Source organism: Chryseobacterium sp. 22543 (assembly GCF_052044565.1).
In the GTDB taxonomy this organism is placed as follows: domain Bacteria; phylum Bacteroidota; class Bacteroidia; order Flavobacteriales; family Weeksellaceae; genus Chryseobacterium.
On sequence record NZ_JBQENH010000001.1, the window covers coordinates 1,216,840 to 1,242,112 of the forward strand.

Sequence of the window (25,273 nt, forward strand, 5' to 3'; positions counted from 1 at the left end):
GCTAACTAACCTTTTCAACATTAAAAATGATATAAAGGGGGCCTTTTTAAAATAAATATCCATGCCTTAGCTTGTCTTACTCAACTATTCACTTGACAACTACAAACTAAAAATTCCATAATAAGACAGCCAAGGCAGGATTTTTGCATTTGCAAAGGATACCACAACAAAGACTAAGTAAAATAGTATTATTATCTTTGTTAGAAACCACCTCGCATTTGAAACTGAAAATCAACACCACAAAAATTTTAAGGCGTATTGTAATAACCTTTATTTCAATATTGGTTTTTCTTACCCTGTTGATATTAAGCTTAAGGCTTCCTGCCGTTCAAAACTTCATTAAAGACAAGCTTATTGTTTACCTTGAGAAAAAAATCAAAACCAAAGTAAGCCTTGAAAAAGTCTACATTGGATTTCCCAATAGCCTGGTGATGGAAAATCTCTATCTCAAAGGACAGGATGTAGATACCCTTCTTGCGGTGAAGAAACTGGATGTGGGTTTACATATGCTGAAGCTTCTCAATTCTACAGCAGATATTACTTCAGTCAGCATGGAAGGAGCCCGTGCTAACGTCGTACGGAAACCGGATGGCAAATTCAATTTCGATTATATCATTGATGCCTTCGCAACCAGCGACAAAGAAGAAAGTTCTTCCAAACCATTCATTATTTCTCTTGATAAAATCAATTTAAAAGATATTGGGGTAACCTTCAATGACCAACAATCCAGGAATGATATTAAACTATATTTTAAGTCGTTTGATACCAGGGTAAAAACTTTTGATCTTAATAAAAACAATTACGCTGTTAATGATATTAATCTTGACGGATTAAAATTAAGGCTAAAACAGGGGCTTGTAGAAGAAGTTGCCCAAAAGGTTGAAAAAAAAGTAGACTCCCTCAATGAAAAAAAACCAATGAATATTGGATTGAGAGGTATTAAGCTTACTCATTTCGACATTGACTATGGTGATGAAAATACCAAAACATTTGCAAAAGTTATATTCAAAGAACTGAGCACCAAGGTCAATAAACTGGATCTTGAAAACAATGCCTACAACGTAGCGAATGTATTTCTTTCCGGTGCGGATATTAATGCCAACCTTTATCTTCCCGCTCAGAATGCCAATCCGAAAAAAACACAGGAACCTGAGGTTTCCAAAGCTTCCGATCAGGATAAAGCCATAAAACTTCTTTTAGGAAAACTTGTTTTGAATGATGTAAAGGCAAATTACAACAACACTGCTATTTCTCCTACCAAACAGGGAATGGACTTCAACCACCTTAATTTTTCAAAAATGAATGTGGAAGTAAGAAGCTTCAAAATGGAGAATAATACTTTTGCAGGCACAGTGAATTCTGCAGAAATCAAAGAAGGGAGAGGACTGGATATTCAGAAATTCAATACAGATTTCGTATATGCAGAAAAGGAGGCTTACCTCAAAGATCTTTACCTTCAAACCCCAAAAACAATATTGCGTGATGAGGTTATTTTAAACTATAACTCCATAGACCAACTAAGCTCAAATCTTGGTGCTGTAAAGATCTCAGCCAACATTAAAGATTCAAAAATAGGATTCTCTGACATTCTGAATCTGGTTCCTACTTTGAGAAATACAGTTCCATTTAATAAATATCCGAACGCTGTTTTAAATGTAAACGCTAATGTAAAAGGAAGCGTGAATGATCTTTTAATTCAGGATCTTAAAGTTTCAGGGCTGGATCAACTGAGGGTAATGGCATCCGGGAAAATTAAAAATGCGATGAATCCTGATCAGTTGTATTACGATCTGAGAATTGGAGAATTTTCTTCCAGTGCCAAAACAATATTCAATCTTGTCCCGAAAAATACAATTCCTTCCAATATTTCCCTTCCTTCCCATTTCAGCATCAAAGGAAATGCAAAAGGAACGACCAAAGTGGTGAATACAGATCTGAACCTCTACTCCACACTCGGAAATGCAGCCGTAATCGCACAAGTAGATATGCGTAAGAAAAATCATGAATTATATGATATAAAAGCAAATCTTCAGGGTATACAGGTAGGAAAAATTATTCAGAATAAAGATATTGGTCCTGTCACCGCACAGATTGCAGCGAAAGGTGAGAGTTTTGATTTTAAAAATGCCAATGCAGATCTGAAGGGACATGTTGCTTCTGCGGTGTACAAAGGATACCGTTATCAAAACATGAATCTTACCGGTAAGATCAACAAAGGGGCTTATCATGTTATTCTGGATTCAAAAGATCCGAATGCCAGTTTACAGCTGACCGCGTCCGGAGTGTATGATGAAAAAAATCCTACGGTAAAAGTGAATGGAGAAGTCATCAAACTGGATGTCAACAAACTTGGCTTCTATGAAAAACCGATGATTATTGCCGGAAAAATTGATGGTGATTTCACAAGTCTTGATCCGAATAATCTGAATGGGTATTTAAACCTTAAAGATTTTGCATTCTCAGACACCAAAGAAGTCTATCCTGTACAGGAAGTGAACCTGAAGGCTTCATCTACTCAGGACTCAACTCAGATTATTTTCAATTCTCAGGTGGCAGATTTGGAACTGAAAGGTAAATATAAACTTACCCAGATTTTTGGAGCTCTAACGCAAACTGTCAATCAGTATTATCAGTTCCAGAAGCCGGATAAAAGCCAGAAAATAGATCCGGGGCAGCATTTTACTTTTACAGCCAAAATCAAAAACGATGACCTTATCAGAAAGTTTGTTCCGGATCTGAAAGATTTTGAAACCATCAATCTGGCAGGAAACTATGATGCGGATTCTCAAAAAATTGAAATTGACGGACAGATTCCCCGATTATTGTATGGTGAAAACACCATTGAAAAAGGAACATTGAAAGTCACCAATGAAAATCAGGCATTACAATACAGTCTCAATGTCGCAGCATTGAAAAGTTCGAGTTTTTCTTTAAACAAAATTAATATTGATGGAGATGTTGCGGACAATACCATCCGATACAATGTTACAACTAAAGATGAGAAAGATGCTACTCAATTCCTGATTGCAGGAAATGCAAAATCATTGAATGATATTACAGAAATTTCTCTGAACCCGAACGGATTAAAGCTCAATTATACAGATTGGAACGTTGCAGAAAACAACAAAATCCAGATCAGCAGCAAAGGAATTCTGGCTGACAATTTCATTTTGTCCAATGGAAACAGTGAAATTGCTGTTCAGTCTGAAACCAATAGCCCAAGCAGTCCTTTGAACATTTCGTTGAAAGATTTTAAGATTGAAACCATTACGGAACTTATTAAAAAAGATACTGTTCTGGCAAGAGGAACTATTAATGGGACAGCACAGCTTCGTGATGTTACTAAAAATATGACCTTCACTTCTGATCTGAATATTTCAGATCTAATTGTCTATGGAAGCCCTGTAGGAAATCTTGCTGTAAAAGTAAACAATGCTTCACCGAAGGTTTTAAATGCTGATATTGCGCTTTCCGGAAATAATAATGATGTAAAAATCCTTGGTTATTATAATACGTCTTCCAGTACTTTCGATCTGAATATGGCGATCAATCAGCTTCAGATGAAGAGTATTCAAGGGTTTTCTATGAATGCCATCACCAATACCGAAGGTTATCTTTCAGGAAATTTAAAAATTACCGGAACTACCGATAAACCTAATATTTTAGGGAAAGTAAAATTCAATGATGCCGGACTAGAAATTGCAAAAACAGGAAGTGATTTCAGACATCTGAGTGATGAAATAGATTTTACGAACCGGGGAATCGAATTTGATAAATTTAAAATCAAAGATAAAGACGGAAATGCCCTTGTTGTAGACGGACAGGTTCTGACGCAGACCTACAGAGATTTCGCCTTTAATCTTAATGTCAATGCTAAAGATTTTAAAGTGGTCAATTCAGAGAAATCGAATGATGCGATGATGTATGGTGTTTTGGCCATTGATGCCGGACTTCATATCCGTGGAAATCTTGATCTTCCAAAAGTAGACGGTAGATTAAGCGTGGCAGATAACACAGATTTTACTTTTGTTCTTCCTCAATCCAGCCCTTCTTTACAGGAAAGAGACGGTATTGTAGAGTTTATAGATCAGGATCAGGTGGTTTTAAATAAGACCATCAAAGCAGATTCTCTCAATGCACAGAGCCGTATCAAAGGGATGGATGTAAGCGTTAATATTGAAGTCAGCAAAGAAGCAAAACTATCTTTGATCATTGATAAAGCCAATGGTGATTTTGTACAGCTTCAGGGTGAAGCAGAATTAACCGGCGGAATAGATCCTTCAGGAAAAACGACACTGGTAGGAGTATATGAAGTAGAAAAAGGAAGTTATGATCTTTCTGTAAGTTTCCTGAAACGTAAATTTGATATCCAGAAAGGCAGTACCATCACATGGACAGGTGAACCTACAACGGCTCAAATGGATATTACCGCTGTCTATAAAACAGAAGCTCCGCCTATTGACCTTGTAGAGCAGCAGATCAGCGGAGAAAGTGCTTCAACATTGAATCAGTTTAAGCAAAGAGTTCCTTTCAATGCATTATTAAAAATGAAAGGGGAATTATTGAAACCTCAGCTTACTTTTGATATTACTACCGATGAAAAAAATAATTCTGTATCTACGAATGTAAAAGATGTTGTAGATCAGAAGCTTGCCCAGATCAGAACTCAGGAGTCTGAACTGAACAAACAGGTATTTGCATTATTACTTCTGAACCGTTTTATCGGGGAAAACCCATTTGAAAGCGGAGCCGGAATGTCTGCAGAAACGATGGCAAGACAAAGTGTGAGTAAAATTCTTTCCCAGCAGCTAAATAATCTTGCAGCAGGCCTGATCAAAGGAGTAGATCTTAATTTTGGTCTTGATTCTTCGGAAGACTATTCCAGCGGGGAGAAAAATACCCGAACCGACCTGAATGTAGATATCAGTAAAAAATTATTGAATGACCGACTGAAAGTAACGGTAGGAAGTAACTTTGGACTGGAAGGGCAGGCCCGTCAGAATGAAAATATGACCAATATTGCAGGTAATGTTTCCGTAGATTACAGTCTTTCCAAAGATGGAAGATATATGCTGCGTGCATACCGTAAGGATGAATATCAGGTTGCTCTTCAGGGTCAGATTATAGAAACCGGAGTTGGATTCATTATTACATTGGATTATGACAAATTCCGGGAGATTTTCCAGAAATCTAAAGAGAAAAAGCAGAAAAAGAATCAAAATAACCAAGTGGTAGAATTTAAATAATGAGTAATAAGTTCCATATCTATTGTAAGTACCTGTTGGTTTCCGGAATGGCATCCACTGTGGTTTCGTGCAGTAATACAAGGTTTTTAAAAGAAGGCCAGATGCTCTACACCGGAGCCAAAGTAAAGATTGAAAATGATACGATTTCTAAAAAAGAAAAAAAAGATCTTCAGTCAGCACTGGAAGCCAATCTTACCCCAAAGCCCAATTCTACATTTTTAGGATTGCGCCCCAAGCTGTATTTTTATAATATAGCCAAAGAGCCTAAAAAAGATAAAGGTTTTAATTACTGGCTTAAATATAAAGTGGGTGAAAAACCTGTATTATTAGGAGATGTTGACCGTGAATTCAATAAAGACATTATTGTAAATTATTCTGAAAACAAAGGGTATTTCAATGCTAAAGTTTCTTATGATACGGTTTCAAAGAATAAAAAAGCCCAGGTCATTTACACCGTAAGACCGGGTTCAAGATATCTGATTGACGGAGTAAAATTCCAGAAAGATTCTACACTGGTCAATCAGGAAATTCAAAGTCTTACTGGTAAAACTCTTCTTAAAAACGGAAGACCATTTGACCTGGATGTTATCAAAGCAGAAAGAGAAAGGATTGATAACAGGCTAAAAGAAAGAGGTTTTTATTATTTCCACCCTGATAATATTATTGTACAGGCCGACAGTACGGTGAGCAAAAATCACAAGGTTGAACTTAATGTAAAACTGAAAGACAACACCCCTGATTTAGCAACTCAACAGTTCAGCATTGATAATGTTATTGTATTCCCCAATTACAACATTCAGGATGTAAAGGATGGCAAGTACAGTATCCCAATGAATAAAGATTCTCTTTCGAAATATGCTTTTGATGATATTTATGTCATTGACCCTCAGCATAAATTCAAGCCGAAGATTTTTGACAGAGCTTTATATTTCAAAAAAGGAGATCTTTACAACCGTTCCAATCATAATCTTACCCTGAACCGATTGATCAGTCTGGGTGTTTTCAAATTTGTAAAGAATGAGTTCGTTGTTTCTGATTCATTGAGTCATAAATTTGATGCGTATTATTTATTAACTCCAAGACAAGTCCAATCGCTTCGTCTGGAAGCATTGGGAAGAACCAACTCTGCCAACTATGCAGGTAGCGAACTTAACCTGAACTGGACTCACCGAAATTTTTTCCGGGGAGCAGAACAATTTAAAGCAGCGATCTATGGAGCATTTGATTTCCAGATGGGAGGTGCACAGAATGCTAATAATATTTTCCGTGCAGGAACGAATGTACAGCTTTCTATCCCGAGAATTGTAGCACCATTCCGTTTTCACTCATCTAGTGAATTTGTTCCCAGAACGAATATCACTTTGGGTTATGAATTCCAGAACAGGACACAATATTATACCCTTAATAATTTCACCGGATCATTCGGATATGTGTGGAAGGAAAATGCAAGGAAAGAACATGATCTGAAGGTAATTGATATTACTCTGGTTTCTCCTGCCAATGTTACTGAAGAATATAAAGTCAAATCCGATGGAAATCCTGCTATGAAAAGAGTTGTAGACAAGCAGCTTATTTTTGGCCCTACTTATTCTTATACTTACACCAATACCATGCTGCCAAGAACCAATACCTTTTACTATAAAGGAACACTTGATCTGGCAGGAAATATTACAGGTTTGGTTACCGGAGCAGATGTGAAAAAAGACAAGGAAAAGAAAATATTCGGTATTCCTTTCAGTCAGTATGTAAAGATTGAAAACGATTTAAGATTCTATCATAAGTTTACTGAAAAGTCTTCATTGGCAACGAGATTTATCGGAGGAATTGCTTATCCATATGGAAATTCAGAATTTATTCCTTTCTCCAAACAGTTTTTCTCAGGAGGTAGTAACAGTATCAGAGCGTTCCGTGCAAGAACATTAGGACCGGGAAGTTTTGATCCGCGAACAATAGATCCGGGAACTTATTTTGATCAGTCTGGTGATGTGAAGCTGGAATTAAATGCTGAATACCGAGCTAATCTATATAAATTTTTAAATGCTGCCGTTTTTGTAGATGCAGGAAATATCTGGCTGCTTCATGATGATCCTACAAGACCTGGAGCTAAATTTTCAAAAGACTTTTTAAATGAAATTGCGGTGGGAGCCGGAGTGGGTCTGAGACTGGATTTTTCTATCCTGATTTTAAGACTGGATCTGGCCATGCCACTGAGAGTTCCTTATTATGAAAAAGGAGACAGATGGGCCTTCGATAAAATTAATTTCGGAGATTCAAACTGGAGGAAAGATAACCTTGTTTTAAATATTGCCATTGGATATCCTTTTTAATATGATCAAAAATGCTAAATTTTTCTGGGAGGTTCTGAAAGACTCATTTACAGAATGGAACAACTCTACTGCATCAAAAGATTCAGCAAGTCTTGCTTATTATGCCATCTTTTCAATCCCGGGATTATTGATCATTATTATCTGGGTACTTGGAAATTTCTTTGGTGAAGAAGCCATCCGTGGACAAATCAGCACACAGATCAGCGGTATTATGGGCCCTGATGTTGCTAAAAGTATTGAAGGTATGCTGGCAGGGGCTCTAATTGACAAAAAAAATATTTTTATGAAAGCAGTGGGAGTCGGATCATTGGTTTTCGGTTCTACTACGCTCTTTTTTCAACTCCAGCATTCATTAAATTCACTTTGGGAAGTAGAAGCAGCTCCCAAAAAGGCATTGATTAAATTTCTCCTGGATAGAGCCAATTCTCTGGGGATGATTCTTATTATGGGATTTCTTTTGATGATCACTATGGTTTTATCTTCTCTGATCAGCCTTTTCAATCAGATTATTACCCGATATTTTGGTTTTGAAACCTATATGCTGGTAGAGTTTGTGAATTTTGCTGTAGGATTTGGCCTGGTCATGCTTTTATTTGCTTTAATGTTTAAAGTGCTGCCTGATGTTTTGATCAGCTGGAAGCCAGTATGGAAAGGAGCATTTCTGACGACCCTTTTATTTACCCTCGGAAAGTTTTTATTAAGTCTTTATTTTAACCAGGTGAAACCTACTTCAGCCTTTGGTGCTGCCGGAACGGTTATCCTGATTATGATGTGGATTAACTATTCCTGTATGCTGATCTTTTTTGGCGCCGTATTCACCAAAGTTTATACTTACAAAAAAGGATATAAAGCCATTCTTTCCAAGCATGCAAGATGGACTCCAGCTAAGCTATATGCGGATAGTCTGAAGCAGATGAGCAACCAGCAAACTTCAGAAATTTCAGATTCAAAACAATTCTAAAATATTCCATGTACATATAATAAAAAAGCCTCCCGAATTTCAGGAGGCTTTATTTTTACATTCTGTTTACTGTTCCGATTCCCAGTAGTTCCAACGATTTTTTGATTGTCTTCGCTGTGATATCTGAAATATTCAAACGGAATTGTTTTACATTTTCATCTTCCTGATTCAGAATTGGGTTATTCTGATAGAAAGAGTTGTAGGCCTTTACCAGATCATAAACATAGTTTGCAACCAAAGCCGGACTTAATGTCTCCGCCGATTTGGCTACTACAGTTTTAAAGTTTGTCAGCTGCATAATCAATTCCTTTTCGGATTGATTTAATTCAATATCAGCTGTTTCTGTTTGCAAAGTACCCGCTTTAGACAACAATGATTGAATACGGGCATAAGTATACTGGATGAATGGTCCTGTATTTCCGTTAAAATCAATACTTTCTGCCGGATTGAAAAGCATTTTTTTCTTAGGATCTACTTTAAGCATAAAATATTTTAATGCCCCCAACCCTACTGTTTCATAAGATATTTCTTTATCTTCTTCAGAAAGTGTCTCTAATTTCCCTAGTTCCTGAGCCTTAGACTTTGCCGTTTCATACATTTCCTGCATCAGGTCATCTGCATCTACTACAGTACCTTCACGGGATTTCATTTTACCTTCAGGCAATTCTACCATCCCGTAAGAAAGGTGGAACAACTGATCTGCCCATTCATATCCTAATTTTTTCAGGATTTTAAATAAAACCTGGAAGTGGTAATCCTGCTCGTTTCCTACGGTATAGATCAGCTTTTGAATATTGTTTTGTTTAAAACGCTCTACTGCTGTTCCAAGGTCCTGCGTCATATAAACGGATGTACCGTCTGAACGCAGCAACAGTTTCTGGTCAAGTCCTTCATCAGTAAGGTCACACCAAACAGAACCGTCTTCTTTCTGATACAGAACTCCTTTATCTAATCCTGCCTGAATAAGATCTTTTCCTAAAATATAGGTATTGCTTTCGTATTGAACCTGATCAAAGTCAACACCCAGTCTTTTATAAGTTTCATTGAATCCTTTATAAACCCATGAATTCATCTCTTCCCAAAGCGCTCTTACAGTTGCATCACCATTTTCCCAATCCAGAAGCATTTTCTGCGCTTCTTTCATTACCGGAGCATCCTTTTTAGCCTGCTCCTCTCCTGCTCCCTGTTCTACAAGCTCTGCAATTTCTTTTTTATAGTTTTTGTCAAATTCTACGTAATAGTTACCAACAAATTTATCTCCTTTGGTATTTGTAGTTGCAGGAGTTTCTCCGTTCCCGAATTTCTCCCAAGCCAGCATTGATTTACAAATATGAATTCCTCGGTCGTTGATAATCTGAGTTTTAATTACATCATACCCAGCTTCTTTTAAAATCTGAGCTACAGAAAATCCTAACAGGTTATTTCTGATGTGTCCTAAGTGTAAAGGTTTATTCGTATTCGGTGAAGAATATTCTACCATTACCGTAGCATTTTTCTTTTCTATAACAGAAAAATTTTTGCTTACAGATCTGAAGTTATCTACAAACAATTGGTTTTTAACCTTAACATTAAGGAACCCTTTTACAACATTAAAGCTTTCGAAAATTTCCGTCTGCTCTGTCAAAGCCTCACCTAATTCAACCCCGATACTTTCGGGATTCTTTTTCAATTGTTTCACCAACGGAAAAGTAACAATCGTAAAATCACCCTCAAATTCCGTTTTATTTTCCTGAACTTCCAGCTTGATGTCTTTTAACTGATAGACATTTAAAATAACTTCTGAAAGTTTTTCTTCTATAATATCTTTAATATTCATGTTTCTAAATTCTCTTTTAATGCTTATCGCTGAAACATCCTTACAGTATATTTCCGCCTTAAATCTGAGCTACAAATATACGGAAATAAAAAAACCGCCCGAAGGCGGTTTTATAGGTAAAAAAATATTTATTCTTTTCTGAAAACAAGGACAGCCTCGTCATTCCCTGGTGTATTATCCAAGTTTTTGCTGTTGTCATTAATTCTGAGTTCAGTAGTAGAATAGGAATCTATTTCCTTTTTCAATGTTTTGGAAACTCCAGCTTCTGTATAGGTAAGAGTTAATGTCTGATACATTTTATCAAAGGTCCATTTTCCTCCAAAGGAATCAAACAAATTACAATTTCCGGAAGAAGAAGAAACATCATATCTTTCATAAGATCCTGAGAAATCCTGATTTATAAATATGATTCCTTTCTTTTCGCAATCAGTCAGCATTATATCTTTACCTTTAAATTCATACTTATATGGTTTCCAGCTTCCATTAATACTTACATCTTCATTTACAACTGCACGATCATCATCATTGGAACACGATGCAATACTCATTAAAAGAAGAATTCCTATAAAAAATCTCATATCAAAGTTTTTATATTCTTCAAGCCATAAACTGGCCTGAAGAATTATTATTATTTAAATTAAAATTTATCCCAAAACAGTTTTGTTGATACTTTATCACCTCCAATTTTTGAAGCGGCAGCATTTACATTCTTAGCATTAAGAAGGTATTCCTGGTCAGAATATTTCATTCTTACCGGTACTGATTCTACTACAGAACCTCCTGGATTTTGAAATACAGGGAAGTCTAATCTTCTTGCAAAATTCCATGCCTGGAATCCTTTATTGAACATCGCTATCCATGCCTGCTCCCCAACAGATTTTTTCCAATTGGCAGCGTTATATGGGTTTGCTGCAATAAATGCATTTGCTGTAGGAGCATCTATACCGTACTCAGTCATTGATGCGGTAATAGCAGCTGTATATAAATTAGCAGCAGTATCTCCAACACTAAAGCCTCTCGCGGCAGCTTCAGTTCTTAAGAATTGAATTTCAGAATAATCTAATAAGAAGCCTTGTGCATTTTCACCTGAAATAACGTTTGTAAAGTGAGAGTAATCATTGAAAACATTCTGATCACCATATACTCCACCAACATAAGCACCAGCAACCTTTGTAAACCATGTTACTCTTCTCGGGTCAGATGTAGTATTCATGAAATCTACAAGGACATCAGACGGAACAAAGTCATTTCTACCAGATTGAATTACGTCCTGATAAACAGGGTTTGACAATAATCCTGATGGGAAAGTCTGCAATCCGAAATTATCTGCTTTTTCAGTTAATAATCCAGCGGTGTAAGCAGCTTCTGCATAAGTTTTAGCCAAAGCCGGATCAGAATCTGCTAAAGTTACTGCCATTCTGAACTTCAATGAATTACCCATTTTTTTCCATTTGTTCATATCTCCTTTGTAGATCAAATCATTAGTATATCCACTACCGGAAGTATTAATCATAGCGATTGCAGCATCAATTCTTTTAATAAGATCCAGATATACTGTTTTAGCATCATCATAAGGAATTTCTGCACTTCCCGGATTTTCAGCTGTAGCTTTTAATGCTCCAAAATAAGGAATATCTCCGTAGGTGTCCACTAAATTAGCCCATGCATACACATTTACCAATTCAATCATGGCAATATTATTGTTTTTGGTAACAGCATCTACGCCTTCACTCTCAAGAAATCTTCTTGCATCTCTTAGTGCAGATAATACTCCCGGAGAGTTAATGGTTGCTGATGCAGATGCCATCATACGATTATAGTGATTTCTTGGAATTGGTCTTGTCACCATATCGTAATTAGTCTCATCAGTGTAAGTCGTTTCTGACCACTGCTGTGTAAAAAACCTGGTAATGTTACGGTTTACATTAGCAGACAGTAACTGATCAAGAAGTGCATGTTCAGCACTGGCAAAAAGTACTCCTGATGGAACTTCAGTTGGGTGTTTAGTATCTTCATTCAGTGAAGTGATGTCTCTTTCACACGATGTAAATGTTAACGCTAATGAAGCTAAACCTATAATTAAAAATAATTTTTTCATTTTCTAGAATTTTAAAGTTAAATCTATTCCAATATCACGAGTAGTAGGTAACACTCCGATAGAATTACCTTTAGCCCCTAAACCATTCCCTGTACCCGCTTCCGGATCTGCATACGGTAAGTTTTTGTGGATAATCCAAAGGTTTCTACCTACAATTGAAATTTTTGCATCACGAATAGAAGTATTGGCAAGAATTGATTTAGGAAGACTATATCCTATACTTGCCTCTCTCAATTTTACGTAAGATGCATCATACACAAATCTTTTATTCGGCATTCTTCTATATCCGTCAACGTTACCAAAAGATCCAGGATTGATCGCAGGTGTTGTATTTACATTTCCATTTGGATTAACTCCCGGATGCACAAATCCTCCTTCTCTGTAGTCAGCAGTTTCTGCGTAAAGACCAGTTGCCAATCCGTAATACATATCGGTAGAGAATACGTCCCCGCCTTTTTTCACATCAATAAGGAAACTTACGGTAAAATCTTTATAACGGAAGCTGTTTCTGATACCTCCTACCCAATCTGGAGTGATATTACCAATAACCTGATTATTATTTCTTAAATAACGACCTGTTGCAGGGTCTATTACTCTATCCCCATTAGCATTGTATACATAATCTGATCCTACTAAAGCTCCAAAAGATTCTCCAACTCGTGCGTTAAGGGAAACTCCTCCCTGGTAACTTGCCATTAAGTAATTCTGAGAATCACCATTTAATGCAATAACTTTATTTTCGTTTTTAGACCAGTTCACGTTAACATCCCATGTAAAATTATCTGTTTTAAATGGAGTACCGTTTAACTGTACTTCAACACCTTTATTATCAATCTGTCCTGCGTTTACAAGGAATGTTCTATATCCTGTTGCAGAAGAAACCGGTAAGTTGATGATCTGGTCAAATGTTCTTGTTTTATAGATTGCAACATCAAAACCTAATCTGTTTTTGAAAAACTGAGCCTCCATACCGAATTCAGTTTCCTTAGATCTCTGAGGTTTTAAGTTTGGATTGGCAAGGAAGTAAGGCTGATCGAATAATCCTTCTCCTCTTGCTTTGAAGGTATTTACTAATCTGAAATTATTGGTAGAAGAACCTACTTCAGCGTAGTTTGCTCTCAATTTCCAGAAGCTTAACCAAGGTTGTTTTACAAATTCTGATAGAATAACAGCACCGGTAACGGAAGGATATCCATAGCTGTTATTTCCTTTTGGCAAGTTGGAAGACTGGTCTACACGATAAGTACCATCTACAAATAAGAAGTTTTTATATCCAAAAGATGCTGTAGCATATAAACTCGAAGTAACCCATTTTGCATAGTTTTCATCAGGAGGAAGGATTGTTCTTATTGAGTTTGATATCGCAAACAGACCTGGCTTAGACAAACCTCCTTCTGTGCTCATAAAAATATTGTCAACAAGATTTCTTCTAACGTTCCCCCCTGCAATTCCACTAACACTTAGGTCTGAAGTAATATCAAATTTATAGTTAGCAAATAAATCAAAGTTGATCTCAGTGTTTTTCACATTGGTTCTTGCATATCCCGAACTTACATTAAGCCCAGATGCACCAAACGCCTGAGGCAATGATCCATTCATTAATCTCTCTTCTACAACCATCTGTAAATCATCATAAGATAATTTCCCTGTAATTCCGAAGTTCTTAGAAACATCGTATTTCAACTGAGCATAACTGAATATTCTGGTTCTGTCATCAGACTGATAATTCTGATATCTCTGGAAATAGGGGTTATTCCAATACTGAGGAGTTCCATCTGCAGCGCTAGATCTGTTCCACGAAAAGTTACTGTTTCCGTTGTTAGCATAAGCATCTCTTAATGCCAACACATCTACGTTGGTCTGCCACCACTGTCTGAAACCAGAAACAATATTATCTGAATAGCCCGTTTCATTACGCCCTCTCGTATCTTGTAAAGTTAAAGTGGTAAAGACAGAAGCATGGAGCTTATCTGTGAAATCATGGTTAAATTTCGCTGAAATTGTATTTTTTCTCAGCTCTGAATTAGGCATCAAACCATTGGAAAGCATATTGGAATATGATAAGGAAAGGTTTGAAGTTTTATTTCCTTTTTCAATGGTAATTGTATTAATATAAGTGACTGGTGTTTCAAAGAATTTAATGGGTCCGTTTTTCGCGGCAACCCAAGGTGTAGCTTTTCCATAGTTTGGAGAAGAGGGATCAAATGAATCCCATTGGTAAACCAATTGGTTAGGATTAAATGCCGGTCCATAAGAGGCATCATCTACAAAGTTGGCATAATTGTAACCTCCAGGTCCAGGATCTTCGTTCCATGCTTGTCCTCCATATCCTGCTCCATATTTGGTTTGGTAAGTAGGGAAAGTAGATTTATCAATAAATCCGGCTGTAATTCCTGAGTTTAGAGTAACACCCCAACTTCCGTCGTTATTACCCCTTCCACTTTTAGTTACAATCAGGATTACCCCATCGCTTCCTCTTTCACCGTACAAAGCAGATGCAGCAGCACCCTTCAGTACGTTTACAGATTCAATATCTTCCTGATTGATGTCTGAAAGAAAGTTACCATAATCAAATGTAGACCCGGTTACGGTATTATTATTAACTGGTGAACCATCAATTACAATAAGTGGAGATCCTCCTGATAAGGATTTATATCCTCTGATCAAAAGGTTAGCAGATCCGCCAAAGTTGTTGTTTGTATTTACCTGTAGTCCGGCCACTTTTCCTGAAAGAAGAGATGCTACGTTACCAGTATTGGTCGTTCCACCGGTTAATTCCGCAGCTTTTACTTCTTCAGAAGCATAACCAAGAGATTTTTTCTCTCTTTTAATCCCGAGTGCGGTAACAACCACCCCCTCAATTTCTTTTGTTTTAATAGTATCATTCTTTTGCTGGGCGTTAGCAACAGCTATGGAAGATGACAGTACTAAAACAAGAAGACTTGCTGTTAGTTTCTTCATATCAAATTAATTTTTGTGACATTACAAATTTGTAAAACTTTCTTAATACCACAAAGCAAAATTTAAAAAAATTACAATCTATTCAATATTTTAGAAAAAAAATAGAAAATAAAGTATTAAAATTAGTTAAAAACAAAATATTTAACAAAAACAAATTACTTAATTGTTAATTTCATTTAAGAAATAATAACAATCATTTAAATTGATAATATCTATATTAAATTACAATCCAAGAGTGATTAAACAATTTGAATGTCAACAACTTGAAAACCGGGAAAAGATAAAAAACATTCATACTTAATACAGGTATTATGCTAGACATATTTTTATATTTAAAGAATTATTACACCTTAAAACAAAAAAACCGCCCGAAGGCGGTAAAATATATTAAAATTGTATTACATAAAAATTAGTTTCTAGCCCAGAATGGGGTAAATTTATTTTTAACAAAAACATCATCTGCTGCCATGTTTGGAACATTGTTTACATTAGATTGATATTCGGAGTTTGGATACAACAATCTATTAGGCTTAACAGATTTAAGGGAGATTGTTGGTAAAGGAGTTTCCGGATAAGATGTTCTAGTATAATCAAAATAAGATTGTTCGGGGTTAATTCCTGTTAGTGCAATCCATTTTTGAGTCATTATTGCCTCAATTTTATTTGTATCAGTACCAGCCCATCCTAATTTAGGCACAGCATTTACACTTGTAATATAAGCAGCAGCACCGGAAGCGCCTAAATAAGTGTAAGAAGCTGTAATACCAGCCTGGAAGTGAGATTGAGCTCCAGAGAACTGTGAAGGATAACGCAAAGCAGCTTCAGCTAATAAAAATTCTGTTTCAGCTTTCGTCATGAGAACACCAGCTTTTGAAGAACCTTTTTGAATTAATTCTGCTTTTCTTCCAGCTGCATCTGTAGCTCCGATTGTTTGAGATCCTGCAATTAATCCATCTCCAGCTCTTGAAACACTTCTAAGCGATGGTGCACCAGGTTGCCCAGGAGTAGCTCCTTGTCTTACTCCTTCAACATTACTTGTAGAAGTTCCTGTATTATCTTTAGTTGCAACCAATGTAAAGATTCTACCTCTTCTTCCATCAACAATTCCATTAAACTTCTGATATACGCTTCTAGAATCAGCAGCTGTAGCCTGTCCCTCTAAGTGAATAGCATTACCATTTAAAGCAATAGCAATATGCTCTGAAGGAACCACTAATGTCCAGTTTTGAGGCTGTGCTCCTGCGCTGGTATAAACATAATAGTTCATCCATGGATTTTGCTGAGCATCAGAACCTTGAGAATACCCCGGATTAACAGTTACATCAGTAGCATTAAATGTTGCTCCCTGTAAACTTGCTAGTTTTTGATCTCTATAAGTTGCTAAATCACCTGTAACATTAGACATTCTGATAAGATATCTAAGCTTTAACGTATTTGCGAAAGCTTTCCAGCTGTTCATAGATCCTTTGAAAACAACATCAGAACTACCTGGGTTAGCCCCTTTATTTGAATCGATCAGTTGAATTGCACTTTCAATATCTGCGATTGAAGCTTTATAAATATCCTCTCCCTTATCATATTTAGGAGTCAGATTTAATTCTCTTTTGAACGCTTCAGAATATGGCATATCTCCCCATAAATCTGTTAATGTCTGAACATAATAAGCCTTCATAATTTTAGACATCGCTTTATACTGTGTGTATTCGCCAGTTGGATCACTATAATCTAAAACAAATTGGAAATTGGAAACATTTCTGAACAATTGATCCCAAACATCTGCATAAAATGCACTGGTAATATTTGGAGAATATTCATCTACAAACGGTGTCCCATAGGAATAAGAGTTCCCCGCAACACTGTTCATCATTATTCCTGAAAAAAGATTTAATCTTCTTGCCTGCACATAATAACTGTTTGTAACCGCTCCTGGAAAAACAAAGTTAGGAGTTAAGTCATTTACAGAAATTCTATCTGGACTCTCATTAATATCAAGGTAATCATTACATGAAACAGATCCAAGTAATAAACTTGACAATGCAATTATATATAATTTATTTTTCATTTTCTTAATTAAAAAGTTGCGTTAATTTTAAAACCAAAGGTTCTAGTTGTAGGATATTGAGTTGTTAAAGCAATCCCTGCAGCATTATCATTACTACTTGCTGTTTCAGGGTCTGCAAAGTTTCTATTATCTTTTGAGTAAACAATAATAGGATTTCTTGCATACAAGCTTAAACTAAGGCTATTGACAAAAGTAGAATTTAAAACAGATTTTGGAACATCATATGATATAGCAATTTCTCTTACTTTAAATGCTGTCGCATCTACCACAAGATTTTCTCCAACGTTTCTGTAAATTGAACCTGACCAATATGTTGTTGCACCATTATAATCATCACCATAAGCAGGTGTTGTATTTGGAACATATGACCCATTAACAAGTTGCACAGAGCCTGGCACAACATAACCTTGAGTTCTATCCTGGCTTGCTGTTTCTTCAAGCGCTCCAGTAAATGCTAACAATCTTTTTGAAAATGATACAAACTTACCTCCTTTACGATAATCAGCTACTGCTGATAGGGTAAACGCCTTAAATCTAAAAGAAGTATTAAATGTCATCGTGTAATCAGGATTCAAACTTCCTAATACTTTTGTTGCAGAATTCACTAATGGTACTCCATTGGCATTCACGATAATGTTACCATTTGGATCTCTTTGATAAGTTGTTCCAACAATTGAATAGAAATTCTCACCTACAACTGCCGCCAAACCAACAGAAGGAGTGGTGTAAGTCAAGATAGGAACTCTCTCTGCGCCACTGTTTAGTTCTAATAACTTTGTTCTGGACATTGCATAACCTGCATGAAGGTTCCAAGTAATGTTTTGTGTTTTAATTGGAGTAATTCCTAAATCAACTTCAAATCCTTTCATTCTAGACTTACCAATATTATCTCTATATGAAGACAATCCAGAAGCGTTTGAAGGGGTAATACTACTAATCAAGTCCTGTGTAGTAGACTGATAAACAGATCCCTCCAATGTAATCCTATCTTTAAGGAATCCTAAAGCAATATTTAAATCAAAGGTATTCACGAACTCAGGTCTAATATTAGGATTGGTAATACTAGTAGACATAATATAAGAAGGCATAGGTCCAAAAGGATATCCTGTAGGAATGATACCAGTAGCATTAACATTGTATGGGTTAATACCTGATGAGTTTCCTACCTTCGTGAAACTTGGAGCAATTTTCATATAGTTCAACACACTTCCTCCAAAATCAAAAGCTTTAGTCGGAATAAAAGATACTCCTACTGAATAATAAGAATATGGCTTATTATCTGTCAATCTAGTATTTGTAAGTGGATCTCTGCTATTTACTGTATAAACAGAATTCTTTTCATATCTGAATGTTCCATTTAAGAATAAATAATCTTTGTATCCTAAGTCTACGTTTGCAAACCCTGCAAATACTCTGTTTCTGGTAGTATAATTATCCATATATCCACCATCGGCCTGAGCATCACTACTTCCGTATTGAGATGGATTGGATACGTTATTATAGTTATACCATCCTGGGATAAACAATCCAGTTCCACCAACTGTTCTTGCAGTATAATAACTGTCCTGGATATTGTTCCCAATATTAAATTTTAAATTTAGATCTGAAGTTAAATCATAATCAAAATTCAACATTAAATCTCCGTAATACTTCCTATCATTGTATGTTCTATTAAAGTAATAAGCTGTAACATCCGGTGATCCAAACTGATTTAAGGTATGTGAGTCTAGGAATGGTACTCCTGTATTAGAATAGCTGATAATACCTGTAGACCCATCATTCCAGTTATCCTGCTTAGTTGTAGTAAGGTTTAAGTTCCCTGTATAACTTATGTTGATATGCTTATTAAATTCGTACTGTAATGACAATATACCATTTAAATAATCTCTGTTGGTATTATATCTCGCGTGTTCTACAGTCCAATAAGGGTTTGTAGAATAAGCTGTAAGATATCCTCCAATTCCAGAATTTCTATACTTTCTGATATCATTACTAGACGGCATTTGTAAGATATCATCATATATACCAGAGTCAGTTTTATTAACTAGCCTTCCTATATAATTGAACTGACCATCAATTCTTAATTTTCCAAGCTTTTTTCCTGCTTTGAATAAGAAGTTGTTCTGTCTCATCTTATCTCCATCTACCACAAAAGTATTGTCAAGTCTGTTGATTGACATAAATGCATAACCGTCAGATCCACCTGCATTTACACTAACACCATTCTGGAAACTAACACCATTGGTAAAGAATTTTGAAAAGTGATCTTTTACCGGAGAATATCTTTCATAAATGAATGATCCATCAGCCTGTGGTAAACCACTAGGAACCAATGTTCCTCCAAATCCAGTATAGTCATAAGCAGCACCCCAAGACATGTTTTCCCATGGCACATAGTTTGTACCACCATAATCAGCATCACTATAACTGTCATCCTGAACTCCTTTTCCGTATTTCTGTTGTGTAAGTGGATATTTAAATCCTTGACTAACTTCTACAGCAGATGTAAGATTAACCTGAATTTTTTCAGATTTTGTTCCTCTCTTTGTTGTAACGATAATAGCTCCGTTAACCCCTTGAGAACCATATAAAGCAGCTCCCTGTAACCCTTTAATAACATTCACACTTTGAATAATTTCCGGAGGTAAAGAGTTAAGAACGGTAGCATCTGAAATCACATTATCAATAACAACCAAAGCCTGATTGTTACCTGTAATGGATTTTGATCCTCTCAAAATAATTTTAAAACTTGGATCTACAGCACTATTTGTATTGGTAATTTGTAATCCAGACACTTTTCCTGTTAATGCCTGAACTGCACCTGGAGCAGCAGCTTGGTTTAATTCTTTCGTATTTACTATTTGCTGCGCGTTCGTAACAGCATCAGCTTTTTTCTTAATACCCAAGGCTCCAGTAACAACTATCTCCTCTATATTTTTGGTTTTTAGAGTATCCTTCGTGTTTTGGGCTGACATCATCACAAATGATGACGATAGTACAACCGCGAAAACACTCGCAGTTAATTTCTTCATATCAAATTCAATTATTTTTACAGAATACAAATATGTGAAACTTTCCTAAAATAACCAAAAAAAATGTTAAAGTTTTATAATTAACAAAAACAAAGATGATTAAAACACATCAAAACTAACAACTTACCAAAGAAATACACATTATTTCATCAATTTGAAAATCAATCACAATTAACAACCCTAATACGAAGCCTAGATAATAATAAATTATACTCGTTATATTCATAAAAACAATAAAAACCACATAAAACCACTTCCTATAAAAATTCATACTTTTGCCTTTATATAAACAATTCATGGAGCTAATAAAAAACTGGTCGAACCTTTATATCGAGGCTGGATGTGATGAAGTGGGAAGAGGATGCTTAAGCGGCCCGGTAGTGGCAGCGGCGGTAATACTGGATGATGATTTCAAACAAAACCTAGTGAATGATTCAAAAAAATTAACGTTCAAAACCCGAATGGACCTTGATAGTTATATTAAAGACAATGTGAAAGATTACGCCATATCAGAACTTCCTCCTTCGTTTATTGATGAGCATAATATTCTTAATGCAAGCATTCACGCCATGCATCGGGCATTGGATAAACTTACCGTAATTCCAGAGCTTATTCTGGTAGATGGAAACAAATTTCATCCTTATAATTACATTCCACATCAATGTATTATTAAAGGAGATTCTAAGGTTTTGTCTATTGCTGCAGCATCAATTCTTGCCAAAAATTACAGAGATAAATTAATGATCCAACTTCATGAAGAGCATCCAGAATACGGCTGGGACACTAATTTTGGCTATGCTACAAAAAAACACCAGGAAGCCCTTATAAAGTATGGTCCAACATCATATCACAGACAATCTTTCAGACTGAAATATGATTGAAATAACTCATTCTCAATTATTAAATTCTCATGCCAAGATCAAAAATTTGAAATCATTCTAAATAAAATCCAAATAAAAAAAGAGAAGCAATGTCTAATTGCTTCTCTTTTTTTATTATAATTAAAGAATTATTTCTTCTTATTTTTTTGCTGTTCCTGAGTTTTTTGCTGCTCCTGAGCTTTCTCCATCATTTCTCTCATTCTCTTCTGGAACTTACCTTCTGCTTTCGGTTTTTCCTTGTTAGACTGAATCTGAGCGTGAATTTTCTTTTCATCCAGAATCACGTATTTAATCACCAGGATAATTAAGATGTTAATCGCATTCGATACAAAATAATACCAGGAAAGACCTGAAGCTGATGTATTAAGGAAGAATAGGAATGTAATCGGGAAGATATACATTAAAACCTTCATATTTGGCATTCCTTCCTGCTGAGGCTGCTGCATATTCCCTGAAGTCATTACAGTATATATCAAGATAACAACTGTACAAGCTAATGCAAAAATACTTAAGTGATCTCCAAGAAAAGGAACTTTAAACGGAAGCTTGATCAAATCATCATAAGCCGTTAAATCTTTTGCAAACCAGAACCCTTGTCCTCTAAGATCAATAAAGTTCGGGAAGAAACGGAATAAAGCATAAAAGATCGGAATCTGTACCAATGCCGGCAAACATCCCGCCATCTGATTCACTCCTGCTTTTCTATAGATCTCCATCGTAGCCTGCTGCTTCTTCATTGGATCCGCATCCTTAAATTTAGCATTCGCTTCATCAATTTCCGGACGGATCACCTTCATCATCGCACTCAATTTATGCTGCTTATACATAATTGGCGACAGGATCAATTTCACAATAATTGTCATTACAAAAATCACCCAACCTGCTGATAATCCCCACGCAGCAATAATGCTATACAGCCACATGAAGAAGTAACGGTTCATTGCTCCAATGAATGACCAACCTAACGGAAGAATTTCATCAAAGTTTTTATCATAGGATTTAAGCAATGGTAAATCCAATGGCATAAAATACCATGTGAAATCCTGGTTCAGCTCACTTCCTGTCATCTGAACAAAACCTTCATAGTTGAGTTTCTTCAAATATTCTCCTTCTTCAACATTTTCCTGATTTCCTTTGCTCTGAGTAAATCCGTTTTTAGCTTCAATTACTGAAGTAAAAAACTGCTGCTTTACACCAATCCAGTTAAGAGTTTCCTTTTCCTCTTCCATTGTCGTTCTTCCATCATAATCATAGTCTTTATAATTATTGAATGCATACGAGAATTCTGAGTGAGACTGCTCTTGAGCTCTACCTTTCTCTAGGTTTCTTACATTATAGTCCCAGATAAAATCAGCTTTATTGTCTGAAGTAATTTTGGAAAGCCCCTGAGTTCTTACTTTAAAATCAAGAGTGTATTTTGGAAGTAGCGTGTAAATGAATTGAATTACAGCACCATTATAATCTGCAGTTAAGGTTACAGCATTTCCATTAACAGAAGGTGAGAAAACTAAATCTTTAGTATTAACAATCTTTCCTGTTTTGTCTTTAAACTGAAAACCATAGTTTGAATTATTTTTAGTAATCAGATAAAGTGGTTGATCTGCATTGTCTGTTTTGTGGTTGTATGCTTTATATTTTAAAAGCTCTACTTTGGAAACCTGTCCTCCTAAGCTTGAAAATTCAAGTTTCAGTTCATTATTCCCAAGACTTGCAGTCTGGATGGAGTTAGGAGTTACATTTGGATTGATATTGTTTGCCTGAGTTTGCTTTACGGCATTTTTTACCTGTTCCGTTTTCTGCTGCTGAGCTTTTAACTCCTCTTCTTTTGCTTGTTTGTTCTGGAAATAGAACATAAAACCGAAGAGAACCAGGCATAAAACCGCGAAACTAATCATTTGTTTCTTATCGATTCCGTTGTTTTGTTGCATTTTATTTTATATTAAAATTTTAAACTTAGGATGTACCTGTAACGTACATAATTTTGAGCTGACAAAAATACTGTTTTTTTATCAAAACTCTATGCTTTACGATGTTACTATATAATAAACTCAAGCTGAGAATAATCAGCTTGAGTTTATGTATAGACGTTTATGATAAAATATTACCTTATTTCTTTTCGCAAGCCTTGATGAAAGCTCTGAATAAAGGATGCGGTGTTGCTACCGTACTCTTATATTCCGGGTGATACTGAACTCCTACATAGAATGGGTGATCAGGAAGCTCAAGTGCTTCTACCAAGCCTGTTTCAGGGTTTGTACCTGTAGCAAGGAAACCATTTTTCTCAAATTCCTGAAGATAATCACTGTTGAATTCATAACGGTGACGGTGTCTTTCAGAAATATTTTTGCTTCCGTAGATATCAAATAGTTTAGAACCGTTTTTCAAAGAACATTTCCAAGCTCCAAGACGCATTGTTCCTCCTTTATCAATTACATTTTTCTGTTCCTCCATTAATGAGATCACAGGATCCGGAGTTGCTGTATCAAATTCTACTGAATTCGCTTTTGTATGTCCTAAAACATTTCTTGCAAATTCAACAGTCATGATCTGCATTCCTAAACAGATTCCCAACATTGGAATTTTATTTTCTCTTGCATATTTTGCTGTAAGAACTTTTCCTTCAATCCCTCTGTCTCCAAAGCCAGGAGCCACAAGGATACCATTCACTCCTTTCAAAGTATCTTTAATATTTTCCTCTGTGATATCTCCACTGTATACCCATCTTACTTTTACTTCAGTTTCAAGGTCAGCACCCGCGTGTTTGAAAGCTTCAGCAATAGAAATATAGGAATCCTGAAGGGAAATATATTTTCCAACCAATGCAATCTCAACTGTTTTCTTAGGGTTCTGGAATTTCTTAAGGAAGTTCTTCCAGTCTTTAAGATCAGCTGTTTTATCACTTTTCAGATCCAGTTCTTTCAATACTACATCATCAAAGTTTTGTTTCTGAAGATACATAGGAACTTCATAGATCGTTTCCAAATCTTTACACTCAATAACGTTTTCTAAAGCAACGTTACAGAATTGAGCCAGCTTTGCTCTCTGATCTTTAGGAATTTTATGTTCTGTTCTGCAAACTAAAACATCTGCCATAATTCCGCTTTCCATCAATTGACGAACGGAGTGCTGGGATGGTTTGGTTTTTAATTCTCCACTTGAAGCCAGATAAGGCAGTAAAGTAAGGTGAATTACCATAGAATTGTGCTCTCCCAATTCCCATTTCAACTGACGAACAGTTTCAATGTATGGCAAAGATTCAATATCCCCTACAGTTCCTCCGATTTCCGTAATGATGATATCGTAATTCTGTTTTGAAAGGATTTTTATTCTACGTTTGATTTCGTTAGTAATATGAGGAATTACCTGAACTGTTTTTCCAAGGAAATCTCCTTTTCTTTCTTTTTCAATTACAGTCTGATAAATTTTTCCTGTAGTAACGTTGTTGTTTTGGGATGTAGGAGCATCAAGGTAACGCTCGTAGTGGCCTAAATCCAAATCCGTCTCCGCACCATCTTCAGTTACATAACACTCTCCGTGCTCATAAGGATTCAAAGTTCCTGGGTCGATATTGATATAAGGATCTAATTTTTGGATCGTTACATTAAAGCCGCGTGATTTTAGTAGAAGTCCCAGAGAAGCAGAAACGATTCCCTTTCCCAAAGATGAAGTTACACCTCCTGTCACAAAGATGTACTTTGTATTCTTTTTACTCATTAGATTAGGTTTGTGCAAAGTTATGGGAAAAAGAGATACAAAGCAATTATTTACATTTTGAAAATTCAAAAACACCACTCAAACAATTATAAAACCTGATAAAAATTTTTATCTATATTTGATATAAGCAAATGAAACAAAGCTATAGCCACTATGATTTCCGTTTATAAACTAA

At 35.8% G+C, this 25,273-nt stretch carries 12 protein-coding genes; 4 read left to right on the top strand and 8 right to left on the bottom strand.

Features of this window, described 5'->3' with window-relative positions:
- Nucleotides 1–218: 218 nt before the first annotated feature.
- The 3 genes from ACTJIP_RS05450 to ACTJIP_RS05460 are packed head-to-tail and all read left to right on the top strand — an operon-like array spanning nucleotide 219 to nucleotide 8,534.
- Nucleotides 219–5,246 (top strand): translocation/assembly module TamB domain-containing protein, encoded by a 5,028-nt coding sequence (locus ACTJIP_RS05450; RefSeq protein WP_440704234.1) that lies wholly within the window; start codon nucleotides 219–221, stop codon nucleotides 5,244–5,246.
- Nucleotides 5,246–7,573, top strand: a complete 2,328-nt coding sequence (gene tamL, locus ACTJIP_RS05455) for a translocation and assembly module lipoprotein TamL (RefSeq protein WP_440704200.1) — start codon at nucleotides 5,246–5,248, stop codon at nucleotides 7,571–7,573. Before ACTJIP_RS05450 ends, tamL begins: the two co-directional genes overlap by 1 nt.
- A gap of 1 nt (nucleotide 7,574) precedes the next feature.
- A complete protein-coding gene (locus ACTJIP_RS05460; RefSeq protein ID WP_077418975.1) occupies nucleotides 7,575–8,534 on the top strand; it encodes a YihY/virulence factor BrkB family protein in 960 nt (319 codons plus the stop codon).
- 55 nt (nucleotides 8,535–8,589) lie between these two features.
- On the opposite strand, the gene argS is transcribed toward ACTJIP_RS05460, so the two are convergent.
- From argS to ACTJIP_RS05490, 6 genes are all read right to left on the bottom strand, one after another.
- Nucleotides 8,590–10,350, bottom strand: coding sequence for an arginine--tRNA ligase (gene argS / locus ACTJIP_RS05465; protein ID WP_219071767.1), 1,761 nt, complete (start codon nucleotides 10,348–10,350; stop codon nucleotides 8,590–8,592).
- A gap of 128 nt (nucleotides 10,351–10,478) precedes the next feature.
- Nucleotides 10,479–10,928, bottom strand: a complete 450-nt coding sequence (locus ACTJIP_RS05470) for a lipocalin family protein (protein ID WP_180564571.1) — start codon at nucleotides 10,926–10,928, stop codon at nucleotides 10,479–10,481.
- A gap of 59 nt (nucleotides 10,929–10,987) precedes the next feature.
- Entirely contained in the window at nucleotides 10,988–12,448 is a 1,461-nt protein-coding gene (locus ACTJIP_RS05475) for a SusD/RagB family nutrient-binding outer membrane lipoprotein (RefSeq protein ID WP_440704201.1), read from the bottom strand.
- Between the two features lie 3 nt (nucleotides 12,449–12,451).
- A complete protein-coding gene (locus tag ACTJIP_RS05480) occupies nucleotides 12,452–15,409 on the bottom strand; it encodes a SusC/RagA family TonB-linked outer membrane protein (protein WP_180564573.1) in 2,958 nt (985 codons plus the stop codon).
- Nucleotides 15,410–15,818: 409 nt separating this feature from the next.
- Nucleotides 15,819–17,471 carry a SusD/RagB family nutrient-binding outer membrane lipoprotein gene (locus ACTJIP_RS05485; RefSeq protein ID WP_440704202.1) on the bottom strand — a complete coding sequence of 551 codons (1,653 nt, stop codon included), beginning with the start codon at nucleotides 17,469–17,471 and terminating at the stop codon, nucleotides 15,819–15,821.
- Nucleotides 17,472–17,479: 8 nt separating this feature from the next.
- Complete coding sequence (locus ACTJIP_RS05490; RefSeq protein WP_440704203.1) at nucleotides 17,480–20,503, bottom strand: SusC/RagA family TonB-linked outer membrane protein; 3,024 nt, start codon at nucleotides 20,501–20,503, stop codon at nucleotides 17,480–17,482.
- Between the two features lie 296 nt (nucleotides 20,504–20,799).
- On the opposite strand from ACTJIP_RS05490, the gene ACTJIP_RS05495 reads away from it, so the two are divergent.
- Complete coding sequence (locus tag ACTJIP_RS05495; RefSeq protein WP_077418968.1) at nucleotides 20,800–21,384, top strand: ribonuclease HII; 585 nt, start codon at nucleotides 20,800–20,802, stop codon at nucleotides 21,382–21,384.
- A gap of 128 nt (nucleotides 21,385–21,512) precedes the next feature.
- Here ACTJIP_RS05495 and yidC read toward each other — a convergent pair whose 3' ends face one another.
- A complete protein-coding gene (yidC, locus tag ACTJIP_RS05500; protein WP_077418967.1) occupies nucleotides 21,513–23,312 on the bottom strand; it encodes a membrane protein insertase YidC in 1,800 nt (599 codons plus the stop codon).
- 178 nt (nucleotides 23,313–23,490) lie between these two features.
- Nucleotides 23,491–25,098: a CTP synthase gene (locus ACTJIP_RS05505; RefSeq protein WP_219071771.1), complete on the bottom strand. Its 1,608-nt coding sequence runs from the start codon at nucleotides 25,096–25,098 to the stop codon at nucleotides 23,491–23,493.
- Between the last annotated feature and the right edge of the window lie 175 nt (nucleotides 25,099–25,273).

Excerpts from the sequence above, each read along its gene's own strand:
- tamL (WP_440704200.1), top strand. The coding sequence starts at position 5,246 with ATGAGTAATAAGTTCCATATCTATTGTAAGTACCTGTTGGTTTCCGGA.
- ACTJIP_RS05460 (WP_077418975.1), top strand. The coding sequence starts at position 7,575 with ATGATCAAAAATGCTAAATTTTTCTGGGAGGTTCTGAAAGACTCATTT.
- argS (WP_219071767.1), bottom strand. The coding sequence starts at position 10,350 with ATGAATATTAAAGATATTATAGAAGAAAAACTTTCAGAAGTTATTTTA.
- ACTJIP_RS05470 (WP_180564571.1), bottom strand. The coding sequence starts at position 10,928 with ATGAGATTTTTTATAGGAATTCTTCTTTTAATGAGTATTGCATCGTGT.
- ACTJIP_RS05475 (WP_440704201.1), bottom strand. The coding sequence starts at position 12,448 with ATGAAAAAATTATTTTTAATTATAGGTTTAGCTTCATTAGCGTTAACA.
- ACTJIP_RS05480 (WP_180564573.1), bottom strand. The coding sequence starts at position 15,409 with ATGAAGAAACTAACAGCAAGTCTTCTTGTTTTAGTACTGTCATCTTCC.
- ACTJIP_RS05485 (WP_440704202.1), bottom strand. The coding sequence starts at position 17,471 with ATGAAAAATAAATTATATATAATTGCATTGTCAAGTTTATTACTTGGA.
- ACTJIP_RS05490 (WP_440704203.1), bottom strand. The coding sequence starts at position 20,503 with ATGAAGAAATTAACTGCGAGTGTTTTCGCGGTTGTACTATCGTCATCA.
- ACTJIP_RS05495 (WP_077418968.1), top strand. The coding sequence starts at position 20,800 with ATGGAGCTAATAAAAAACTGGTCGAACCTTTATATCGAGGCTGGATGT.
- yidC (WP_077418967.1), bottom strand. The coding sequence starts at position 23,312 with ATGCAACAAAACAACGGAATCGATAAGAAACAAATGATTAGTTTCGCG.
- ACTJIP_RS05505 (WP_219071771.1), bottom strand. The coding sequence starts at position 25,098 with ATGAGTAAAAAGAATACAAAGTACATCTTTGTGACAGGAGGTGTAACT.